A 19,336-nucleotide genomic window follows, 5' to 3' on the forward strand; every position below is an offset into this window, starting at 1 on the left:
GGTTCATAGGGAAGACCTCTTTTCTGTGAATGTTGTCGCTAACTCTATTCTACAGAAAGGGGCTTCCTTTTTTAAATGAAGATCGTTTAATCGTCATTTCTATTTACACAAACTATTTTACACTCTCGAATTACTGAGGCAAGGTATAAAGAAAAGGAGAAAAATTGATGATAAAAAAGCTGATAATGAACAAGTGGGTGCTCATAATCATCCTTTCCCTCGTTGTTATTATAACTATACGTGTTACATGGATGAATTTTCTAACAACCTTAGAATACCCTAACGCTCCAAGAGCCACTCAGGGAGTACTTGACTTGCGTGAATGGAAATTTAATGATAAGCAAACTTTATCATTAAATGGAGAATGGGAATTTTATCCTGACCATTTTTTAAGTTTCAACGACCAGATAAAAGAAACACCTTTTTATCTCGATACTCCTATGGAATGGAATATCGCTTTTGATAACCGAGATTCCTTTTCGCATGGAACTTATCGGCTACAGATATTACTAAACGATGAAAACTTGCAGGAATTTGCGTTAAAGATAAACAAATTACATAATGCTTCCACTATTTTCATTAATGGTAAACAAGTTGGTGAATCAGGTTTAGCTGCTATAACAGAAAAAAAACACATTGGAAGTACCGTTCCTTATACCGTTTCTTTTGAACCGAAACAAACTGAAGTCGAGATTATTATTCATGCTTCTAGTAATCGACTTGACGGAGGCATAGTTAAACCAATTCAATTTGGGACAGACAAAGCAATAAACTTTCAAAGCCTTTTATCAATTGGATTACAACTGTTACTTGTTTTCGTCCTTGTGATACATAGTCTATATGCCTTTATTTTATATTTCATGCGTTTTTCTATGAGTAAAACAATTTTTTACTTTTCGTTATTACTTATATTTGCAATTATAACGGTTCTAGGTTCCGACGATAAGTTATTATTTCACTGGATTTCATTTAGTTATGAATGGGAAATTAAATTGGTCTACCTATCCTATATCGGTGTGGGAGCATTCATTCCATTAGTAGTCAAACAAATTTTCCCAAGCAATACTTACAAAAAAGCATTACGATATTTTTTAATTTATTGTTTTTTATATGCAGCATTTGTACTCTTAACACCACCAATCTATATATATTTAACTTCCAGCGTCCTACTTTCAGGAGTCCTTTTAAGCTCGGTTTTTATTTCTTTGTTAAATTTTCGGAAAGCTAAAATTAATATAGATGAAGGCATTTACCTCATACTTGGCTGCATTATTATCGGTAACAATTTGATTTGGACTATCTTTATAAGTAATCATTCTAATGTCACGATGCACTATCCATTTGATCTAATTATTGCACTCCTATGCTTTTCAGCTTTTTGGTTTAAACGATTCTTTCGCCTGACATCTGAATCAGAACAACTTATGGAGAAATTTCGATTTGAAAATCAACGTAAAGATGAATTTTTAGTAAATACATCACATGAGTTAAGAAACCCTTTAAACGGAATATCAAACATTGCTCAGACTCTTTTGGAAGATAAAAAAAACCTCCTTGAGAAGGAGCATCAAGAAGCACTATCTATACTAGTTAATATAAGCACACGAATGTCCTATATGTTAAATGACCTGCTAGATATTACTAGATTACAAGAGAAGACGATTCATCTTAATTTAAAGGAGACAAATATACAATCCGTAATTACCAGCGTTTTAGATATGGCTAAATTAATGCTAGATGGTAAAGTAATTCAGTTAAAGATTGACATTTCAGACCAATTTCCTGCAGTTTTAGCTGATGAAAATCGGCTTTTTCAAATATTCTTTAATCTTATTCATAATGCAATAAAGTTTACTGACGAAGGGACAATCACAATTCGCGCTACGATGAAAAAAGATTTGGCTTCTATTCAAATTGAAGACACTGGAATTGGAATTCAAGAAGATGAATTATCTAATATATTTAAAGCCTATGAACAAGGGGCAATAAATGCCGAAAGGGCAAGTGGTGGATTTGGTTTAGGCTTAAGTATTAGTAAGCAATTAGTCGAATTACATAACGGGTCTATGTCTGTACAATCTTCACCAGGAGAAGGTTCTATTTTTACTTTTACTCTACCAATTTGTAATGAAAAGCATAACAAACAAAAAGCTTCTGCCTCAACGCCTTTTGTACTAGAGGATATTAGCAGTAGTATGTCAGCAGCAACGCTAGATAATGAAGAGGATAACCCTAGAAAAGTTAAATTAAAACTATTACTAGTAGATGATGATCCTGTCAATCTCAATATACTGACTACAATTCTTGAAAAAGATGACTATAGTGTCACTCGCGCAATAAGTGGCACTCAAGCAATGAAAATATTGGAACGTAATCATTTTGATCTTGTGATTACTGATGTCATGATGCCGTATGTTTCAGGTTATGAATTGACATATTTTATAAGAGAACGCTATAGTGCTTCCGAGCTTCCTGTTCTATTATTAACAGCTAGGACTAGAACGGATGATGTGCTCTCAGGTTTTAAATCGGGAGCAAATGATTATGTTACAAAACCAATCGATATATGGGAATTCAAGGCAAGGGTGCGTGCTTTAACTGACTTAAAAGTATCAATAGAAGAACTAATTCGTATGGAAGGGGCATGGCTACAATCACAAATACAACCACATTTTATATTCAATACGTTAAATTCTATCGCTGCACTTAGTCAGTTTGACGTAACCAAGATGAATAAGCTACTAGAAGAGTTCAGCCTTTATTTACGTCTTAGCTTTGATTTTCATAATGCTGAACCTGTCGTCCCTCTTGAGCATGAGCTATCTTTAATTCGCTCCTATCTGTACATTGAGAAAACTAGGTTCGGGGACAGATTAACAATTGAATGGGATATGGATAAGAATATTGATATAGTAATTCCACCTTTATCCATTCAGCCTATCGTCGAAAACGCAGTGATTCATGGTATTTTACCATTTACTAAAGGGGGTAAAATCACACTTCGTATTAAAGAACAACCTAATCATGTTGACTTTACTATTAGCGATACTGGAAAAGGTATAACTAAAGAAAATCTTAAGCGCCTATTCACTGAGGATCATCCGTTTACTGGTTCAGGAGTAGGACTAAGAAATGTTGAACGTCGTTTACAACAATTTTATGGCCGAGGTTTAACCGTTCAAAGTGAACCTAACAAGGGAACAACTGTAACGTTTACTATCCCTAAATAAGGTTAGTTGTACTAGAGGGACAAAATACCGGGGCTGTTTCTTATTATACTTTGGAACAAATTAAACTATATGAGAATGCATGTATTGATGTAACGCTTTGTGTCCCGCTTATGAAATAATCGTGTATTTCCTAGGCGGGGTTATACTTTAAATTTAATTATGCGGTTATCTTATTTAGGGAAATAGCACTGTGCTATTTCCCATTTTAGTCATTACTGATAAAACAAACGGAATGAATAAGTCTAAATTCGGGTGTTTACCAAGCTTTGCGTTAATTTCTTCCACCGCGAGAATTCGATCTGCCTTTATTTCTTCTTTGTTCTTTCGGTAGCTTAGCGCCGCCATTTCGCTTTTCTTTATGTGCTTCCGAATCTTTAACCATGCTATTTCCCTCCATATTTTTTGATTGACTGCGGCACAACACACTTAGAGATTTGTTGTTATGCACTATTTAATTACCCTAGCATTGACTTCATATACATCCATAATATAATGGAATACTTTTAATATCGTCACCGAAAAAACTAAAATTATTCTGCAACAACTTCAAGGGCTGATCAATCGCTTCCAATAGTCATTCTTATTTCGATAAAAGTCATTAGAAAAATTGGCTTATCATTATATGTCTTTTCAACAAACATACCACCAAAACAGTTTTCTGTACGATAGTAGTAGTAAAGGGCGACTAAATATTTAATCGCTTCTCCTTACTACTATAATCGAATCAAACTATCTTTTGGTGGCATGGTAAAATAAAAAATGAGAGTGAGATTGCATCTGAATGAAGCCGCATCATCAAGTTAATTTGCCTATAAAACAGTAAGTAAAATTCATGTTATCTCACCGTTTTGCATCAGCATCCTTTCCTAATTTATCAACCTATGCTCGCACTTCATCTGTTGAGTATGTCTTAACAATTGATTGAAACTCACCCCTTAAGATCTAACACTATTATTCCATGATCATGTTCCTTTTTAAAAAATTCGTTCTCAGATAAATCAGTGAGCATCTTCCATCAAATTTCCCTACGCAAAAAAACTGACAGCTAAAAGCTACCTCTCGATACTTTTAAACCATCAGTTTTTTTAAATTTCTTCAATTTATACTATTAGTAGATCTGTTTATTACATTAGCTTCAACCTTAGAATACTCGAGTTACGGAAGCATCTTTAAAAACTGTCGCTTATGATCTTTTTCACTTACTTAATAAGCCCTCGCCCAATACACCATCTCTTTCGCTTCTTTACCGCAACACACACACGCTTCCGAAACTTTTTCCTGTTCAAACGGAATACAGCGTGAAGTTGCCATTGTGTCTTCCTTAATTTTTTCTTCACATGCTACATCACCGCACCACATCGCTTTAATAAATCCTGGTTTTTCATCAAGAATTTGCTGGAACTCTTCCATATTCGTTGCAACCGACGTTTTTTCTTCACGATGCTTCAACGCTTTATCAAATAAATTTTGCTGAATTTCTTCTAGCAATGCAGGCAAACGTTCTTCCACTTGATCCATTGGGACAAATTCCTTTTCTCCTGTATCTCGACGAACGAGGACAACTTGTCCTTTTTCGATATCTTTCGGTCCGATTTCGACTCGGACTGGGTAGCCTTTCATTTCACATTCATTGAACTTCCAACCCGGCATTTTATCACTTGCATCGATATCAACACGAGCAATTTTAGCTAATTGATCACGTAAATCATATGCTTTATCCAATACGCCTTCTTTATGCTGCGCAATCGGAACAATCATAACCTGTGTCGGAGCTATACGAGGCGGAATTACTAATCCACGGTTATCCCCATGCACCATAATTAGTGCCCCAATCAATCGAGTAGTTATTCCCCATGATGTTTGGTGCACGTACTGTTGATTGCCATCCTCATCCAAATATTGAATATCAAATGCTTCGGCAAATCCAGTTCCGAACAGGTGGGATGTACCAGCTTGGAGGGCCTTACCATCATGCATTAAACTTTCAATCGTCATTGTATATTTAGCGCCGGCAAATTTTTCTTTTTCTGTTTTGTACCCTTTAATCATCGGTATCGCCAAGTGATTTTCACAAACATCATTATACACATTTAGCATACGTTCTGTTTCTTCGGCGGCATCTTCATGTGCAGCATGTGCGGTATGTCCTTCCTGCCATAAAAATTCTAGTGAACGCAGGAAAGGTCTTGTCGTTTTTTCCCAGCGAACGACATTGCTCCACTGGTTATACAGCATTGGCAGATCGCGATAAGAATGAATGTTATTGGAATAATACTCACAGAAAAGCACTTCCGACGTTGGACGAACACAAATGCGTTCACCAAGCTCTTCGTCTCCACCGTGTGTTACCCAGGCAACTTCCGGGGCAAATCCTTCAACATGATCCTTTTCCTTTTGCAATAAGCTTTCAGGTATAAACAATGGAAAATAAACATTCGTATGCCCGGTTTCTTTAATTTGGCGATCCAGTTCATCACGCATATTTTCCCATAAAGCAAATCCATATGGCTTGATAATCATCGTTCCACGAACAGATCCATAATCAACTAGTTGCGCCTGCTTGACAACATCTGTATACCATTGGGCAAAATCATCTTCCATCGCTGTTATTTTTTCAACAAAATCTTTCTTACTCATATAAACACCTCTTTATCGTTTTTGGCGAGAAGACTCCCACTTCAATTTTGTGAAGGGCAATGCCCAAAAAATAAGTGGGAGATGAATCGCCTTTTGTGTAGCAAAACATTTGTTCGTGTGGTATAATATACCTGTATAAGTTGCTCTTTGAAAACTGGATATATGAGGTTGTGACAAGAATTGCTTTGTCACGTAAAATATCCAAGCATCACTCGCCCCGTCTAGCCAAAAAGACTAAACCTTCGCATTACGCTAGACGGCATGAGGCCAACGTACAAAATCTTTGTTCTCACCGTTGGGACGACGGGTAGAGCCTGCTAAGATAACTGGCGGTTACTCTGGTGTTCGCAGGAATCCCCCACTTCGAGCGTCAGCTAAGTGGTGGGTAGTTCAAATTAGTCAATTTGAACACAAAAATATCCTCCATCCGAAAAGGGACCGAGGTTTGGTGGTACCACCCTTGTTTACAGTATGTATATAAATATCCGATACAATACTGCACACTTCATTGGATAACGGCTGTTTACCGCGTCCATCTTCAAGCATGTATGCTATCCACGGACGAACTTCAAGGCAGGTTCCTACTTGTGTCTATGGAAATTTACACCTTCCATTTCCTCTCTTTGAAAGACTACAAGTCATACTAATCCTTTTCAACGTTTCCTTCTATATATGTCTAAATATATAGGTACGTGAAAATAAAGTCAAGAATTGTGGAGAATCCCCGCTTTTAAAGAAAAGTCCCCGAAAAATATTGCTTCAAAAAACAGACCACTTCACCCATTCGGATAAAGTGGTCCATTTCACTTTTTACAGATCGACTGCTGTTACGCGCTCAAAGCCTTCCATTGCTCTGATTTGTTCCAGTTCATCTTCATTTAAAGAATGATCAATCGTAAGCATCATAATTGCATTGCCGCCAACATCCTTACGTCCTACTTGCATCGTAGCGATATTCACATTGTTTTCAGCAAGCAAATTGCCGACTCGTCCAATGGCGCCTGGTTGGTCTTTGTGATGAACGAGTAACAAATGGCCTTCAGGTACTACGTCCATACTGTAATCATCTACTTTAACAATCCGGGAGCCAAGTCCGTTCAACAATGTTCCAGATACTTTTCGTACTGTATTTTTAGTTTTCATTTTCACCGTTAATAAATTCGTAAATCCTTTTGTTGTTGATGTTTTCTGTTCGTTAATTGTAATTCCTTTTCGCTCTGCCAAATACGCTGCATTGACATTGTTCACATGGTCACCTAAATGGCGAGTGAGCAATCCTTTAACCGTGTTTTGGGTTAAAGGAGCAACATCCAGTTCTGTTAAGTCGCCTGCATAATAAATATTAATTTCTTCGACAACTTCCTCTTCCAGATGAGCTAAAAATACTCCTAACCTTTCAGATAAATAGAAGTATGGTTCGATTTTACGCATGACTTCTTTTGGTACAGATGGAATGTTGACAGGATTTTTCGCCAATCCGCCTGAAACAATCGTAACGACATCATGACTGACATCAATTGCTACATTTTCTTGTGCTTCAACAGTACTAGCCCCTAAGTGTGGTGTTGCGATTACTTCTTTTAATTCGAGTACTTTATGATCGAGTGCAGGCTCTTGTTCGAATACGTCCAAAGCCGCACCTGCTACTTTACCACTGACAACCGCATCATATAATGCATCTTCGTCAATAATACCTCCGCGCGCACAGTTAATAATACGAACACCTTTTTTCATTAAATCAAAAGCATCTTTATTAATAATATGACGCGTTTCTTTCATTAACGGAGTGTGAACAGTAATGAAATCAGCTGCTTGCAGGACATCTTCTAAGCTGCCATAGCCAATTCCCATGTTTTCCGCTTTTTCCTCTGTTAAAAATGGATCATAAGCAACGACATTCATACGCTGTCCTTTTGCTCGAAAAGCAACTTCCGCCCCAATACGTCCAAGCCCTACAATACCTAACGTTTTACCTCTCAATTCCACACCAATATGTGATTTACGATCCCACTTATTGTTCTTAATTGTATAAAATGCTTGCGGTATTTTACGTGCCAAAGACATAATCATAGCCATCGTATGTTCCGCCGCTGAATTTGTATTTCCATCTGGTGCATTGACGACAATAACACCGTTCTCTGTCGCTGCTTCCAAGTCGATATTATCCACACCGACACCGGCGCGACCGATCACTTGTAGCTTGCTTCCTTTTTCAATGACTTCTCTCGTTACTTGAGTTTGACTTCTTACTAACAAAGCGTCAAAATCTTGAATTTTCTCCATCAATTGCTCATGAGAAAGTTCCGTATCTATTACAACTTCAATATTCTCCGCTTCTCTTAACGGAAAGATACCTTCTTCGCTTAGCGGGTCACTAATCAATACTTTGAATGTCATCGCTTTAAGCCTCCTGTTTGGTCATCTGAATATATACTTCTTGAGCAGCTGCTACCCCTTGTCCGGGATTAACTTTTTCTCCCATTTTTTGTAATCCAATTTCAAGTATTCCAATGATTTGCAGTATGTCAGCTGGTGAGCAATAACCCATATGGCCGATTCGGAAAATTTTACCTTTCAGCTGATGTTGTCCTCCTGCAAGTGCTAAACCAAATTCCTTTTTCACTAATTTCCGTAATGTTTCTCCATCAAATGTTTCCGGTTTAATTGCGGTTACAGTTGGTGAGGCAAACTCATCGGAAGTGAGTAAAGGAATCCCCAGAGCTTTGATCGCAGCTCGTGTCATTTGCTTCATCATCTCGTGTCTTCGATATACTTCTTCCATTCCCTCTTGTTCAAATAAAGTGAGTGTTTGGTCCAAGCCAAACAATAATGATACCCCAGGTGTAAACGGTGTGGAGTCATCTGCCAGGCTTTTACGGTATGCGCGTAAGTCTAAATAAAATCTCGCCTGTTTGTTTTCTTCAATCACTTTCCAAGCACGATTACTTGCGGCAATAAAAGTTAAACCCGGAGGAAGCATCATTGCTTTTTGAGAACCGGTAACGAGAATATCGATATTCCATTCATCCATTTTCGTCTCGACTCCACCAACACAAGAAACGCCATCAACAACAACCAATGCTTCGGAATGTTCGTGAACGACTTTGGAAATGTTTGCAATTGGATTTAATATACCCGTAGAAGTTTCACAATAAGTCGCAAATACAACTTCAATGTTTGGATTTTCATTTAAAATTGCTCTTACTTCGGCAGGATCGACAGAGTCACCCCAAGTAACATCCAGGCGATGGACTAACATATCATATGCTTCACAGATCTTGGCAAAACGATCTCCAAATGAACCAGACACGATAACAAGCACTTCACTTCCTTGTGATGCCGCATTAACAACAGCCGCTTCTAGACCTGAAGTACCACTTCCCGTGATCATCATGACATCTTGTTGTGTACCAAACACCTTTTTTAATCTTGGTTTAATTCGTTCAATCAGTTCTTTTGTTTCCGGATCTCGGTGACCTACCATCGGCTTACTCATAGCTCTTTGTACACTAGGCGGTATTGGAGATGGTCCCGGTATTCTAAGCAAACTTATATCTTGCAGCATAATAAATCTCCTTCCAAATACGATATTATTTTATACGCTACCCGATCATGGACAGCATGTTAATTATTTTCACCATTCCTTATATGAAAAACAAAAAACCTTCCACCCCCTGGGCATGCAAGGGGCGAAAAGGTTAACTCTCACGCGGTACCACCCTTTTTTCGCTGTCCTTTGCTTTTTTCAAAAGAACAGCCTTCATTTCACTGGTTATCATGCATAACGGGCATGTGCCGTACAGATTTACTAAACTTCAATCCGCCTACTCCAAAGTGCCATTTATCGTTGGAAACGCTGATTTTCACCACCCACCAGCTCTCTACTGATTCCTATTCAATAAACTTGTCTTTATCTGCGTATTTGATTAATTTTATCGTTTTTTTAATCATAGCAAATTCATTTGTTTTGTCAATACATTCATGCGATTTTTTTAGTCATTCACGAACATTTAGGTGTAATATACAATTAATGTTCGTTTATTTGACAGTAGCTCCTAATGTATTTGTGAAATGGCCGAGTGCCCATTCGTGTCCAGCCTGGTTAAAACTAGCCACGCCTTCTTTATGTACGACAATCGCAAACCCTTTGTTATAAGCATCAATTGCTGTATGCAAAATACATATATCCGTACATACTCCGACAAGGTGGAGTTCCTGGATGTTTCGTTCCCGTAGTTTTATTTCTAAATCGGTTCCGGCAAAAGCACTATACCGGGTTTTATCAAAATAATACACGTTTGATTTATCTTTATTTTCTTCAAAAACGTTTTGTAATTTCCCATACAATTGCTTACCCGACGTGCCATTAATATTATGCGGCGGAAATAACTTTGTTTCAGGATGAAATGTATCTCCCTCTTCATGTGCATCAATCGCAAATACAGTGTAATCTCCCGATTTAATAAAATCCTCTGTTAAGGACGCAATATAATCTTCCAATTTCTGCCCAGGTACGCCACATGTTAACTTTCCGTCTGTTGCAACAAAATCATACGTGTAATCAACGTTCAATAACGCTCGTCTCATAATAAGTTCCCCCTGTACAAAATTATGATATATTACCGCACACTTTATTTTCGATTATGATGTACGGACTTTAATCGGATGCGCTTCTCCTCTTAACCGTTCTGCAGCATGATACGTCGGACCAACCATTTCTGTGTACGTAAACCCGTGCTCGATTGCGGTTGTCACAAAACTTTTTGAAAGTAACACCGCTTCCTGAATTGATTTCCCCTTTGCGACGTTTGCGGCGATTGCCGCTGAATACGTGCAACCAGCACCACTTGTATTCACAGTATCAATCCGTGGTGCTTCAAAAGTAGTTAACTGCTTGCCATCAAATAATACATCAACTGCCGGCCCGTCCAATTTTCCGCCTTTGACCAATACATACTTCGGTCCAAGATCGTGCAAGTCAATTGCAGCTTGCTTTAAATCTTCTACATGATTAAGTTCTCGACCCCCTAGCAAAATGGAAGCTTCAGGCATATTAGGGGTAATAATTGTCGCCAGTGGAATCAATTTTGCTTGCAATGCAGCAATTGCATCATCTTTTAAAAGCTTTGAATCAAGTTTGCCGACCATTACCGGATCAACGACAACTTGTGTCATTGACGTCTGCTCAATCAGTTCTGCCACTTTTTCAATTACTTCAATAGAAAACAACATGCCGGTTTTTATTACATCAAAACCAACCTGTTTCATTGCCGTTGCAAATTGGGCTTCGATCGCTTCCATTGATTGCGGATGAACATTTTTATCCGTCTCTGGATGCCGGGCAACAATCGCGGTAATGACACTCATGCCGTATATATCCAGTTCCTGAAATGTTTTTAAATCCGCTTGTATACCTGCACTTCCACCAGCAGCAGAGCCTGCAATCGTTAATACTCTTGGTGGTTTTATCATCATACAACACTTCCCATACTTAGAATAATACTACTATTATAAACCATATAATCATGATCAACTGAATTATTATTTTAGCAAATGCCCCACTCAAAAATGCGATTAATGAGCCGACCGCAGCAAGCATCGCTTCTTTTAAGTCATGACGCTGAATCATTTCAATGATGAATACCGTTATAAAAGGAACAATCAATATTCCAAACGGTGGGACGATAAATGATCCGATGATAACGGCGATCACCGCTCCTCTTTCTCCCCACTTGCTTCCCCCGAACCTTTTCACAAAATAGCTGTTCGCTATGATATCCGAACCAATAAGGAGAATCGTCCACACACCCATAGCGATCCAAAAGATGAGTGTCAATTGTTCTCCATTAATAAAAAAATGATACAGTAAAAAACCGATCCACAAAACAAGTGCAGCTGGAATTAAAGGAAAAATAATCCCTACGAAACTGAGTATAAATAATACGATAATAATAAACCACATGATACCAACCAGCATAAGGGCCTCCCGGTTTTCACATTTCGATTAGCTATGCCACACTCGGATAACCAATTGACTAAAAATAAAGTGGAACTTCATTCTGTAGGGAGTTCTTTCCTCCCCTATTCACGTTCCATTTTCACGCATAGAAGTGTCGGTATTACAGCACGCTAATGCGTGAAAAATTATACTTTTGTTTCCTTATGAATAAGGCTCGACAACCTTATTTCCTGATTTCGAACAATCCGTCTGTAGTTCTCGGCATGTTTCACAACATAAAGAATAATAAGCATGAATGCGATAATAGCAGGACCAATATGATAAACATAAAGCGTATAAGCTAAAAATGAAACATACATAACGAGAGTTCCAACGACAAAATAATCAGTCGTCCAGGCGAACAACAGCAGCATGCCTAGCCCGAGCAATGCAAATTTCCAATCGACGTACAGCATGAATCCAACAAACGAAGCCGTTCCTTTGCCTCCATTAAAATTCATTGTCAATGGATAATTGTGTCCGATAACAACAAACAATGCGTTCAAATATATAAGTAATGTTTGTGCTTCGTTAATAATCCCATTTTCACTTAATATAGTAACGATGGCAAAAATGGAAATAACGACTTTAAAAACATCAATAAATGCAACAATAAATCCATATCTCCAACCAAGAAGCATTGTTGTATTAGAAGCACCGGAATTTTTCATTCCATTTCTTTTTATATTTATTTTTTTATGCTTGCCTATAATTTGCGACCCATGAATACAACCAAATAAATACCCGATCAATGAAACGAGCAATACATACATTTGCCACCCCTCCTTTTCCTTCCTTCTATCATACTACATTTATAGTATGAAAACATAAAAAAAGACGGTAGTTCATGGCAGTAAGTATTTTTTGATACCAGCATACAAGCACATGCGATTGCGCTCGTTTTCAAGAACACATTTTTTGTCGCATCGGCAAGTCAATTTTCCATTTATCATAATTAAACAATCATCTTGATTATTATCCAACTATTTTCAGTTTTCTCATTATGAAAGGTTTTTCGATTCAACATTTAGTATGTTAATGATTAAATTAATACAAGCGGATAAGTAAGGGGTGTCTAATCTATTGAGGCAGGCATGTGTACAGAAACATGCAAATCATTACGGAGCAAAGTAGCATACAATCCCATATTCGATTATCACTTTATGTGTAACCGCATTCAATATTCTTCCAAAATAAATTACAAAAGGAATTATATGACATTTAAACAGCAATAACTCCGATACAAGCAGTGATGCGTGCTTATACCAGAGTTATCCTATTCTTTAGTCGGAGGCTCTTCTTCCATATGATCTTCTATCGGATCCACGGTATGTTTATATGCATAACCTTTTGAAATCGTCAGTAAAGATAGATATAAAATAACTAACGTTAAAATTATACTTACAACTAATGTGGCCATTTACAAAACTCCTTACTTTTTATAAATCTATCGTACCTATTTATGTAGGTTTTGTCTACTACAGTTATGGTTTTCAATCAAATTTCGAATACCAAATGGAAGCATTTACAATTTTGTTCATTAAAAATAGACAGAATATATTTTTTTAACATCAATTCATTAGTTATTTAAAGGTAATTGTATTATACGGGAGTTTTTCTTACCAATTACCTATATATTTTAAATTATTAGTTAAATGTAAGCGTTTTTATCCTGAAACAACCATTTATGAAGTTTGAATCTAGGGTTAATTACATATATTATGAATAGTACAACTACGGAAAGTAAGTTTTTTCCTTCATAGCATGGATTCATAGATAAATAGGAACCGTTGCTAATACATAAAACTTCACCTTTCGTTAGTTGTGCTTTTAAAAACAAAGGGAGGTCATTATTACATGAGAAAGTTGCTAATTGCTTTACTATTTGGTTTATCATTTGCATTGCTTGCAGCATGTGGTTCATCCAATGATGCAAGTTCGAATGATGGCGCTAATAACGCTGAAGAACCAGAAGCTGCTGATGAAGCAGATGGAGCTGAAGAGGGTGAAGAAACTGAATCTGAAGACGGTGTATCTGATCGTGTTAAAGAACTACAGGATTCAGGGGTTATCGTTGGTTTCGCTAATGAAAAGCCATATGCGTATGAAGAAGATGGCGAATTAAAAGGTGTTGCTGTTGCTGTTGCAACAGAAGTACTAAATGAACTTGGGATAGATAATGTAGAGGGTCACTTATCCGACTTTGGTGAGCTTATCCCGGGCTTAACAGCTAACAAATTCGATATTATTACTGCTTCCATGGCTATTACTGCAGATCGCTGTGAAAACGTAGCCTTTGGTGAGCCTGAAGTTAAATATGGAGAAGGCCTAATTGTAGAAAAAGGTAATCCGCTTGACCTACACAGCTACCAGGATATCGCCGATAACTCGGACGTAACGGTATCTATCATGCAAGGGGCAACTGAAATTGGATTTGTCCAAGATGTTGGTGTAGATAAGAAACAAATCCAGGAAGCTCCGGACATTCCTGCTACATTGTCCGCTGTTGAATCTGGTCGTGCTGATGCCACAACTGGGACGGAAATGACAATCAAAATGGCGCTTGAGTCACTTGGTTCTGATAAATTAGAATTTGTTGAGGACTTTGAACAGCCTGATGTAGAAGGTAACCCAAGTTACGGGGCTGCTGCTTTCCGCATGGACGATGATGCCTTACGTGAAGCTTACAATGAAAAACTGGCTGAACTAAAAGGTACAGATCGCTATGCTGAACTATTAGAAGAGAACTATTTCAGTGAAGTAGCAAACTCTGTTGAGGAAGAAGTTACTACTGAAAAAGTTTGTAATGGCGAATTTTAATCTAGGAGCAAAATAGTATACGGAAGGCTCAGCAGGGTCGTCCTCCCTCCTAAGGGAGGCAGACCCTGTTCTTTTTAGCACATAAAAATAATTAATTGCAAGTTTTACTAATAATTTCTTTTAAGTTTCATAAGTTTGTAGATATATAAATTCGATAAACTAAAAGGGGTGATCAACATTAGTGTAATAGTTGAGGTATTTCCTGTCTTGATGAAAGGAATAAAAATAACGGTAACCGTACTTATTTTATCAGCCATCTTAGGCTATTTATTCGCTTTTATCGGCGGGTTATGCAGACTGTCGAAAAACCCAATCTTACGTTACTTCACTGTCTTTTATGTGGAAGTTTTCCGTGGTACCTCGCTAATTGTCCAATTATTCTGGTTCTATTATGCAATACCAATGTTGTTCGGATTTGACCTTGGAAGCAACCTGATTGCAGGTGTTCTTGCAATTGCATTAAACTATGGGGCATACATGACAGAAGTCGTTCGTGGATCCATTCTATCTGTGGACAAAGGGCAAACAGAAGCATCTATTGCTTTAAACATGACAAGTTATCAACGTATGCGATTTGTTATTTTCCCACAGGCAGTCCGTATGATGCTTCCTGAATTTGGAAACTACTTAATCCAAATGTTGAAAGCGACTTCACTCGTGTCACTAATAGGAATGCATGACATTTTATATCATGGCGACCTACTAAGAAGTTCTGATCTGTCTATGGCACCAACCGTTTATATATTAGTACTAATTTTCTACTTCATCATTGCTTTACCGTTGATTTGGCTTTCTCGAAAGGCCGAGAAGATTTCCAAGAAAGGGGTTGCTAGTCCATGAACTGGAAATGGGATGTGTTTTTAGACGCCTTACCTTTAGTCTCTCAAGGGATATGGATCACCCTTTCACTTACAGTTGTTTGTTATATATTTGCTTTAGTATTTGGATTCCTCTGGGTTTTTCTCAGACGTATTCCGATTAAATGGATTAACTGGATTGTTACGTGGACAATGGAATTTATACGATCTACTCCCCCACTTGTTCAACTGTTCTTCCTTTATTATGGTTGGCCAATGGTGCCTGTTGTCGGAGTAACGTTAGATCCATTTACTTGCGCTGTACTTGGCTTGGGAATTCATACAAGTACATATATCGGTGAAGTCTATCGTTCCGGAATCGAATCTGTTGATAAAGGTCAGTGGGAAGCGTCAATAGCGCTCAACTTCACAACATGGCAAAAGTGGCGAAAAATTATTTTGCCTCAGGCTGTCCCTCCAACGATCCCAATGCTTGGTAACTATTTAATTATTTTATTTAAAGAAGTTCCTCTTGCATCAACTGTTGGGGTACTTGGAATATTAAGCTTGGCGAACAGCTATGGTGCACAACACTTTAGGTATATAGAAGCGTTAACAATTGTCGCCTTGCTATTCTTAGTGTTAAGCTATCCTTCTGCATTGCTTGTCAATAAGCTTGAAGTAAAGATGAATAAACGCTTCGACAAGAAAGCGACTAACGGCAGTAAGCCACTTGAAACGTAAAGGGGGATTTTTAAATGACAGAACCAATTGTAAAATTTAGAGACGTCCATAAATCATTTGGAGATTTTAATGTTTTAAAAGGAATTGACCTTGATATAAAGCCGGCAGAAAAAGTTGCGGTTATAGGACCAAGTGGATCCGGTAAAACGACCATCATTCGAATGTTGATGACATTGGAAGAACCGACTTCCGGAAATATCATTGTAGATGGGCATAATCTATGGCACATGGAAAAAGGCGGAGAGCTTGTACCTGCCAACGAAAAACATTTACGGGCCGTACGTGGTGATATCGGAATGGTATTTCAACATTTTAATTTATTTCCGCATATGACTATTCTGGAAAATTGTATGACTGCTCCGATCCATGTAAAAAAGGTAAGTAAAACCGACGCGAAAAATTACTCATTAGAGATGCTGGAAAAGGTTGGATTATCGGATCATGTCGAAAAATATCCAAGCCAACTTTCCGGTGGGCAAAAACAACGGGTAGCAATGGCACGTGCACTCGTTATGAAGCCGAAAATCATGTTGTTTGATGAAGTTACCTCCGCTCTTGACCCAGAGCTTGTCGGTGAAGTGTTAGAAGTAATCCGTGGTATTGCCGAAGAAGGTGAAACGGCTATGGTGCTTGTTACACACGAAATGGACTTTGCCTTGGATGTAGCTGACCGCGTTGTATTTTTGGACGGTGGTGTGATCGCAGAACAAGGTTCACCAAGCGAAGTGATCGAGCACTCACAAAACGAACGTCTACGAAGCTTTTTAAAAAGATTCAGAAGCTAGTATCGAAAAAAACACTTTGCGAACTATAAAAAAGATGGCAGCTTATATTTTCTCGCTGTCATCTTTTTTAAATGCTCTTCAATTGTTTATTATTCTAGTGGATCGTCTCCAATAATTCGCACTTCACATTCCAAATCCACACCATATTTCTCTTTTACTGTTCGCTGTACGTAGCGAATTAAAGCAATGTATTCTTCAGCAGTTGCCCCACTCTTATTAATAATAAACCCAGCATGCTTCAGTGATACTTCAGCGCCTCCAATCCCTTTCCCTTGAAGGCCGCTATCCTGAATCAACTTTCCGGCGAAATAACCCGGCGGCCGCTTAAAAACACTTCCGCATGTAGGATATTCGAGTGGCTGTTTTGATTCTCTTTTATACGTTAAATCATCCATAACTACCTTAATTACTTCATATCGTTCGGTTTGTAAAGCAAAAGTTGCTTCCAACACAATATAGCCGTTATCGGGTATGTTACTTGTGCGATATTCCAAATCTAACTCTTCCGCTTTCAATGTGCGCAATTGTCCTTCCCGATCAACAACTACCGTACTAACTAAAACATCTTTAATTTCGCCGCCATATGCCCCTGCGTTCATGTATAATGCGCCGCCTACCGACCCGGGTATGCCACAAGCAAATTCCAAGCCAGTCAAACGTTTATGAAGAGCTTTTTTGGACACGTCAGCAATTAATGCACCGCTTTGCGCTACTAACTGTGTGCCAGTTACTTCGATTTTATCAAGTTCTCCAAGATACATGACAATTCCGCGAATGCCTCCATCCTTAATAATCAGATTGGAGCCATTTCCAAGCAATGTGAATGAAATATTTTCCTTGTTAGCTAGCTGTACAATTAACTGTACTTGCTCATATGTGACAGGCGTGACGAAATAATCTGCTTTTCCTCCAAGTCTTGTGTACGTATGATTTTTTAATGGCTTATCAATGATGACATTTTCACTTGAAGTAATTTGAACAAGTCCTTCATATATATGATCCGTTCTTCCCACCTGAATCATTCCTTTAAAATTATTCCGCATATTTATTACTATATGAATGTCTAACGTGTTAGTTGCGTACCTGAAAAAACACTCATTACCTCCCCGCAACGGACAATTGTGGCGAAATTAGATGACCGGAAGTCTCGCTTTCGCCAGGGCAGTTCATCATTTCTAAATTGTTATATGATAATTCGATTTCCCTATAAATGCAGCCCCGTAATGCGATTAACCAAGCTTGTAAAAAAAACAGCGCATTTAATCATTATAGCATGTAGTCTACATTTATTCCTTATCTTAACGACAGATAATCACAACATTTTTTCAAGCGAATACTCACGTGAGGCATTCAATTTTCATTAAATAAAGATGATTAATTATTTCGGTTCCCTTCTATGGAGCCAAGCATTTCTGACAAGTTTTAGCATTTCAGCGAATCTATTGAATGAAATTGCGGTTCCTGATTTGCAAAAGTTGCAATGTACTTAAAGCCAATATTTTTTAATAACTCTATTGTTTCTGGAAAATGAAAGCCCAATGTGGATGGTACATGTGAATCGGAGCCGAGCGTTATTATTTCTCCTCCGCATTCTTTATATAATTTTAAAATATCAGCGCTCGGCATGGCCCCTTCCAGACCATAGCGAAACCCGGATGTATTAACCTCTATTCCTTTACCGTCATCAATAACCACTTTGAAAATTTCACGAATGAGCTCGTGAAAATTATTATCTGAATCTAGTTTTTTATATCTTTTAACTAAATCCAAATGTCCTAAAATGCTATACTGTTTATAATTCTTTACGCAATATAACAATTCTTCATAATATAATCGGTAAGCATCCTCGGCACTGCGATTTTCAAAAAAAGACCCATAATGCAACTCTTTTTTATCGGCTGTATGCATAGAACAAATCACGAAATCGAAAGAATGTTCTTTCATTATTGCTTCATACCGATCAAGTATATGTGGTTGAACACCGACCTCAATGCCTTTCTTTATAAGAATAGCATCTTTGTACTTCAACTGCATTTCCTTAATTTTTTTGTCGTAGGCTTTTAAATCGAACTCAAATGTAATTGATGCATCCGGATATTCATAATCAAGATGTTCTGTAAAACAAATCTCATGCAAGCCTTGTTTAATTGCTTGTTCTATTGTTTCTTCCATTGGCGTGGAACAGTCGGCAGAAAAATCACTGTGCATATGATAATCGAACATTTTATTAGCCTCCATCTATTGACTTATTTAAAAATTGTCATTAAAATAGAATATAATCACATTTCGCTTTACCTAAGTAAAGCGATGAAGCGATGAAGCGGA

15 protein-coding genes and 2 other annotated features are annotated in these 19,336 nt (G+C 37.8%); of the genes, 5 read left to right on the plus strand and 10 right to left on the minus strand.

Annotation, left to right across the window (positions count from 1 at the left end; all coding sequences use genetic code 11):
- Nucleotides 1-167 precede the first annotated feature (167 nt).
- Complete coding sequence (locus tag ACLIBG_RS07875) at nucleotides 168-3,230, plus strand: ATP-binding protein (protein WP_439312215.1); 3,063 nt, start codon at nucleotides 168-170, stop codon at nucleotides 3,228-3,230.
- Nucleotides 3,231-4,433: 1,203 nt separating this feature from the next.
- On the opposite strand, the gene proS is transcribed toward ACLIBG_RS07875, so the two are convergent.
- The 8 genes from proS to ytzI all read right to left on the minus strand — a co-directional run bounded on the left by proS (nucleotide 4,434) and on the right by ytzI (nucleotide 13,285).
- Complete coding sequence (gene proS / locus ACLIBG_RS07880) at nucleotides 4,434-5,867, minus strand: proline--tRNA ligase (RefSeq protein ID WP_439312216.1); 1,434 nt, start codon at nucleotides 5,865-5,867, stop codon at nucleotides 4,434-4,436.
- 430 nt (nucleotides 5,868-6,297) lie between these two features.
- Nucleotides 6,298-6,533: a binding site (T-box leader), on the minus strand.
- 144 nt (nucleotides 6,534-6,677) lie between these two features.
- Complete coding sequence (gene serA, locus ACLIBG_RS07885) at nucleotides 6,678-8,264, minus strand: phosphoglycerate dehydrogenase (RefSeq protein ID WP_439312217.1); 1,587 nt, start codon at nucleotides 8,262-8,264, stop codon at nucleotides 6,678-6,680.
- 4 nt (nucleotides 8,265-8,268) lie between these two features.
- A complete protein-coding gene (locus tag ACLIBG_RS07890; RefSeq protein ID WP_439312218.1) occupies nucleotides 8,269-9,432 on the minus strand; it encodes a pyridoxal-phosphate-dependent aminotransferase family protein in 1,164 nt (387 codons plus the stop codon).
- A 117-nt stretch (nucleotides 9,433-9,549) separates the two neighbouring features.
- Nucleotides 9,550-9,793 (minus strand) — a binding site (T-box leader).
- Nucleotides 9,794-9,905: 112 nt separating this feature from the next.
- Nucleotides 9,906-10,454 carry a cysteine hydrolase family protein gene (locus ACLIBG_RS07895; RefSeq protein ID WP_439312219.1) on the minus strand — a complete coding sequence of 183 codons (549 nt, stop codon included), beginning with the start codon at nucleotides 10,452-10,454 and terminating at the stop codon, nucleotides 9,906-9,908.
- Nucleotides 10,455-10,508: 54 nt separating this feature from the next.
- Nucleotides 10,509-11,339 carry a bifunctional hydroxymethylpyrimidine kinase/phosphomethylpyrimidine kinase gene (gene thiD, locus ACLIBG_RS07900; protein WP_439312280.1) on the minus strand — a complete coding sequence of 277 codons (831 nt, stop codon included), beginning with the start codon at nucleotides 11,337-11,339 and terminating at the stop codon, nucleotides 10,509-10,511.
- 19 nt (nucleotides 11,340-11,358) lie between these two features.
- Nucleotides 11,359-11,844, minus strand: coding sequence for a DUF456 domain-containing protein (locus ACLIBG_RS07905; protein ID WP_439312220.1), 486 nt, complete (start codon nucleotides 11,842-11,844; stop codon nucleotides 11,359-11,361).
- A 167-nt stretch (nucleotides 11,845-12,011) separates the two neighbouring features.
- On the minus strand, nucleotides 12,012-12,638 hold the full coding sequence (locus ACLIBG_RS07910) for a glycerol-3-phosphate acyltransferase (RefSeq protein WP_439312221.1): 627 nt from the start codon (nucleotides 12,636-12,638) through the stop codon (nucleotides 12,012-12,014).
- 503 nt (nucleotides 12,639-13,141) lie between these two features.
- On the minus strand, nucleotides 13,142-13,285 hold the full coding sequence (ytzI, locus tag ACLIBG_RS07915) for a YtzI protein (protein ID WP_439312222.1): 144 nt from the start codon (nucleotides 13,283-13,285) through the stop codon (nucleotides 13,142-13,144).
- A 437-nt stretch (nucleotides 13,286-13,722) separates the two neighbouring features.
- Here ytzI and ehuB point away from each other — a divergent pair, with 437 nt between their 5' ends.
- The 4 genes from ehuB to ehuA all read left to right on the plus strand — a co-directional run bounded on the left by ehuB (nucleotide 13,723) and on the right by ehuA (nucleotide 17,011).
- Nucleotides 13,723-14,685 (plus strand): ectoine/hydroxyectoine ABC transporter substrate-binding protein EhuB, encoded by a 963-nt coding sequence (gene ehuB, locus ACLIBG_RS07920; protein WP_439312223.1) that lies wholly within the window; start codon nucleotides 13,723-13,725, stop codon nucleotides 14,683-14,685.
- 210 nt (nucleotides 14,686-14,895) lie between these two features.
- Nucleotides 14,896-15,525, plus strand: a complete 630-nt coding sequence (locus ACLIBG_RS07925) for an amino acid ABC transporter permease (protein ID WP_439312281.1) — start codon at nucleotides 14,896-14,898, stop codon at nucleotides 15,523-15,525.
- Complete coding sequence (gene ehuD, locus ACLIBG_RS07930) at nucleotides 15,522-16,226, plus strand: ectoine/hydroxyectoine ABC transporter permease subunit EhuD (RefSeq protein ID WP_439312224.1); 705 nt, start codon at nucleotides 15,522-15,524, stop codon at nucleotides 16,224-16,226. Before ACLIBG_RS07925 ends, ehuD begins: the two co-directional genes overlap by 4 nt.
- Nucleotides 16,227-16,240: 14 nt before the next feature.
- Entirely contained in the window at nucleotides 16,241-17,011 is a 771-nt protein-coding gene (gene ehuA / locus ACLIBG_RS07935; protein WP_439312225.1) for an ectoine/hydroxyectoine ABC transporter ATP-binding protein EhuA, read from the plus strand.
- Between the two features lie 89 nt (nucleotides 17,012-17,100).
- On the opposite strand, the gene murB is transcribed toward ehuA, so the two are convergent.
- Nucleotides 17,101-18,024 (minus strand): UDP-N-acetylmuramate dehydrogenase, encoded by a 924-nt coding sequence (gene murB, locus ACLIBG_RS07940; protein WP_439312226.1) that lies wholly within the window; start codon nucleotides 18,022-18,024, stop codon nucleotides 17,101-17,103.
- A 409-nt stretch (nucleotides 18,025-18,433) separates the two neighbouring features.
- Entirely contained in the window at nucleotides 18,434-19,234 is an 801-nt protein-coding gene (locus ACLIBG_RS07945; protein ID WP_439312227.1) for a histidinol-phosphatase HisJ family protein, read from the minus strand.
- Nucleotides 19,235-19,336 lie beyond the last annotated feature (102 nt).

The organism is Virgibacillus sp. W0181 (assembly GCF_051846915.1).
Taxonomy (GTDB): Bacteria; Bacillota; Bacilli; order Bacillales; family Amphibacillaceae; genus JBPYCR01.

Coding starts and splice junctions, on each gene's coding strand:
- ACLIBG_RS07875 (WP_439312215.1), top strand. CDS start 168: ATGATAAAAAAGCTGATAATGAACAAGTGGGTGCTCATAATCATCCTT.
- ACLIBG_RS07890 (WP_439312218.1), bottom strand. CDS start 9,432: ATGCTGCAAGATATAAGTTTGCTTAGAATACCGGGACCATCTCCAATA.
- ehuD (WP_439312224.1), top strand. CDS start 15,522: ATGAACTGGAAATGGGATGTGTTTTTAGACGCCTTACCTTTAGTCTCT.
- ACLIBG_RS07945 (WP_439312227.1), bottom strand. CDS start 19,234: ATGTTCGATTATCATATGCACAGTGATTTTTCTGCCGACTGTTCCACG.
- ACLIBG_RS07910 (WP_439312221.1), bottom strand. CDS start 12,638: ATGTATGTATTGCTCGTTTCATTGATCGGGTATTTATTTGGTTGTATT.
- ACLIBG_RS07925 (WP_439312281.1), top strand. CDS start 14,896: ATGAAAGGAATAAAAATAACGGTAACCGTACTTATTTTATCAGCCATC.
- ehuB (WP_439312223.1), top strand. CDS start 13,723: ATGAGAAAGTTGCTAATTGCTTTACTATTTGGTTTATCATTTGCATTG.
- ytzI (WP_439312222.1), bottom strand. CDS start 13,285: ATGGCCACATTAGTTGTAAGTATAATTTTAACGTTAGTTATTTTATAT.
- serA (WP_439312217.1), bottom strand. CDS start 8,264: ATGACATTCAAAGTATTGATTAGTGACCCGCTAAGCGAAGAAGGTATC.
- thiD (WP_439312280.1), bottom strand. CDS start 11,339: ATGATAAAACCACCAAGAGTATTAACGATTGCAGGCTCTGCTGCTGGT.
- ehuA (WP_439312225.1), top strand. CDS start 16,241: ATGACAGAACCAATTGTAAAATTTAGAGACGTCCATAAATCATTTGGA.
- ACLIBG_RS07905 (WP_439312220.1), bottom strand. CDS start 11,844: ATGCTGGTTGGTATCATGTGGTTTATTATTATCGTATTATTTATACTC.
- ACLIBG_RS07895 (WP_439312219.1), bottom strand. CDS start 10,454: ATGAGACGAGCGTTATTGAACGTTGATTACACGTATGATTTTGTTGCA.
- proS (WP_439312216.1), bottom strand. CDS start 5,867: ATGAGTAAGAAAGATTTTGTTGAAAAAATAACAGCGATGGAAGATGAT.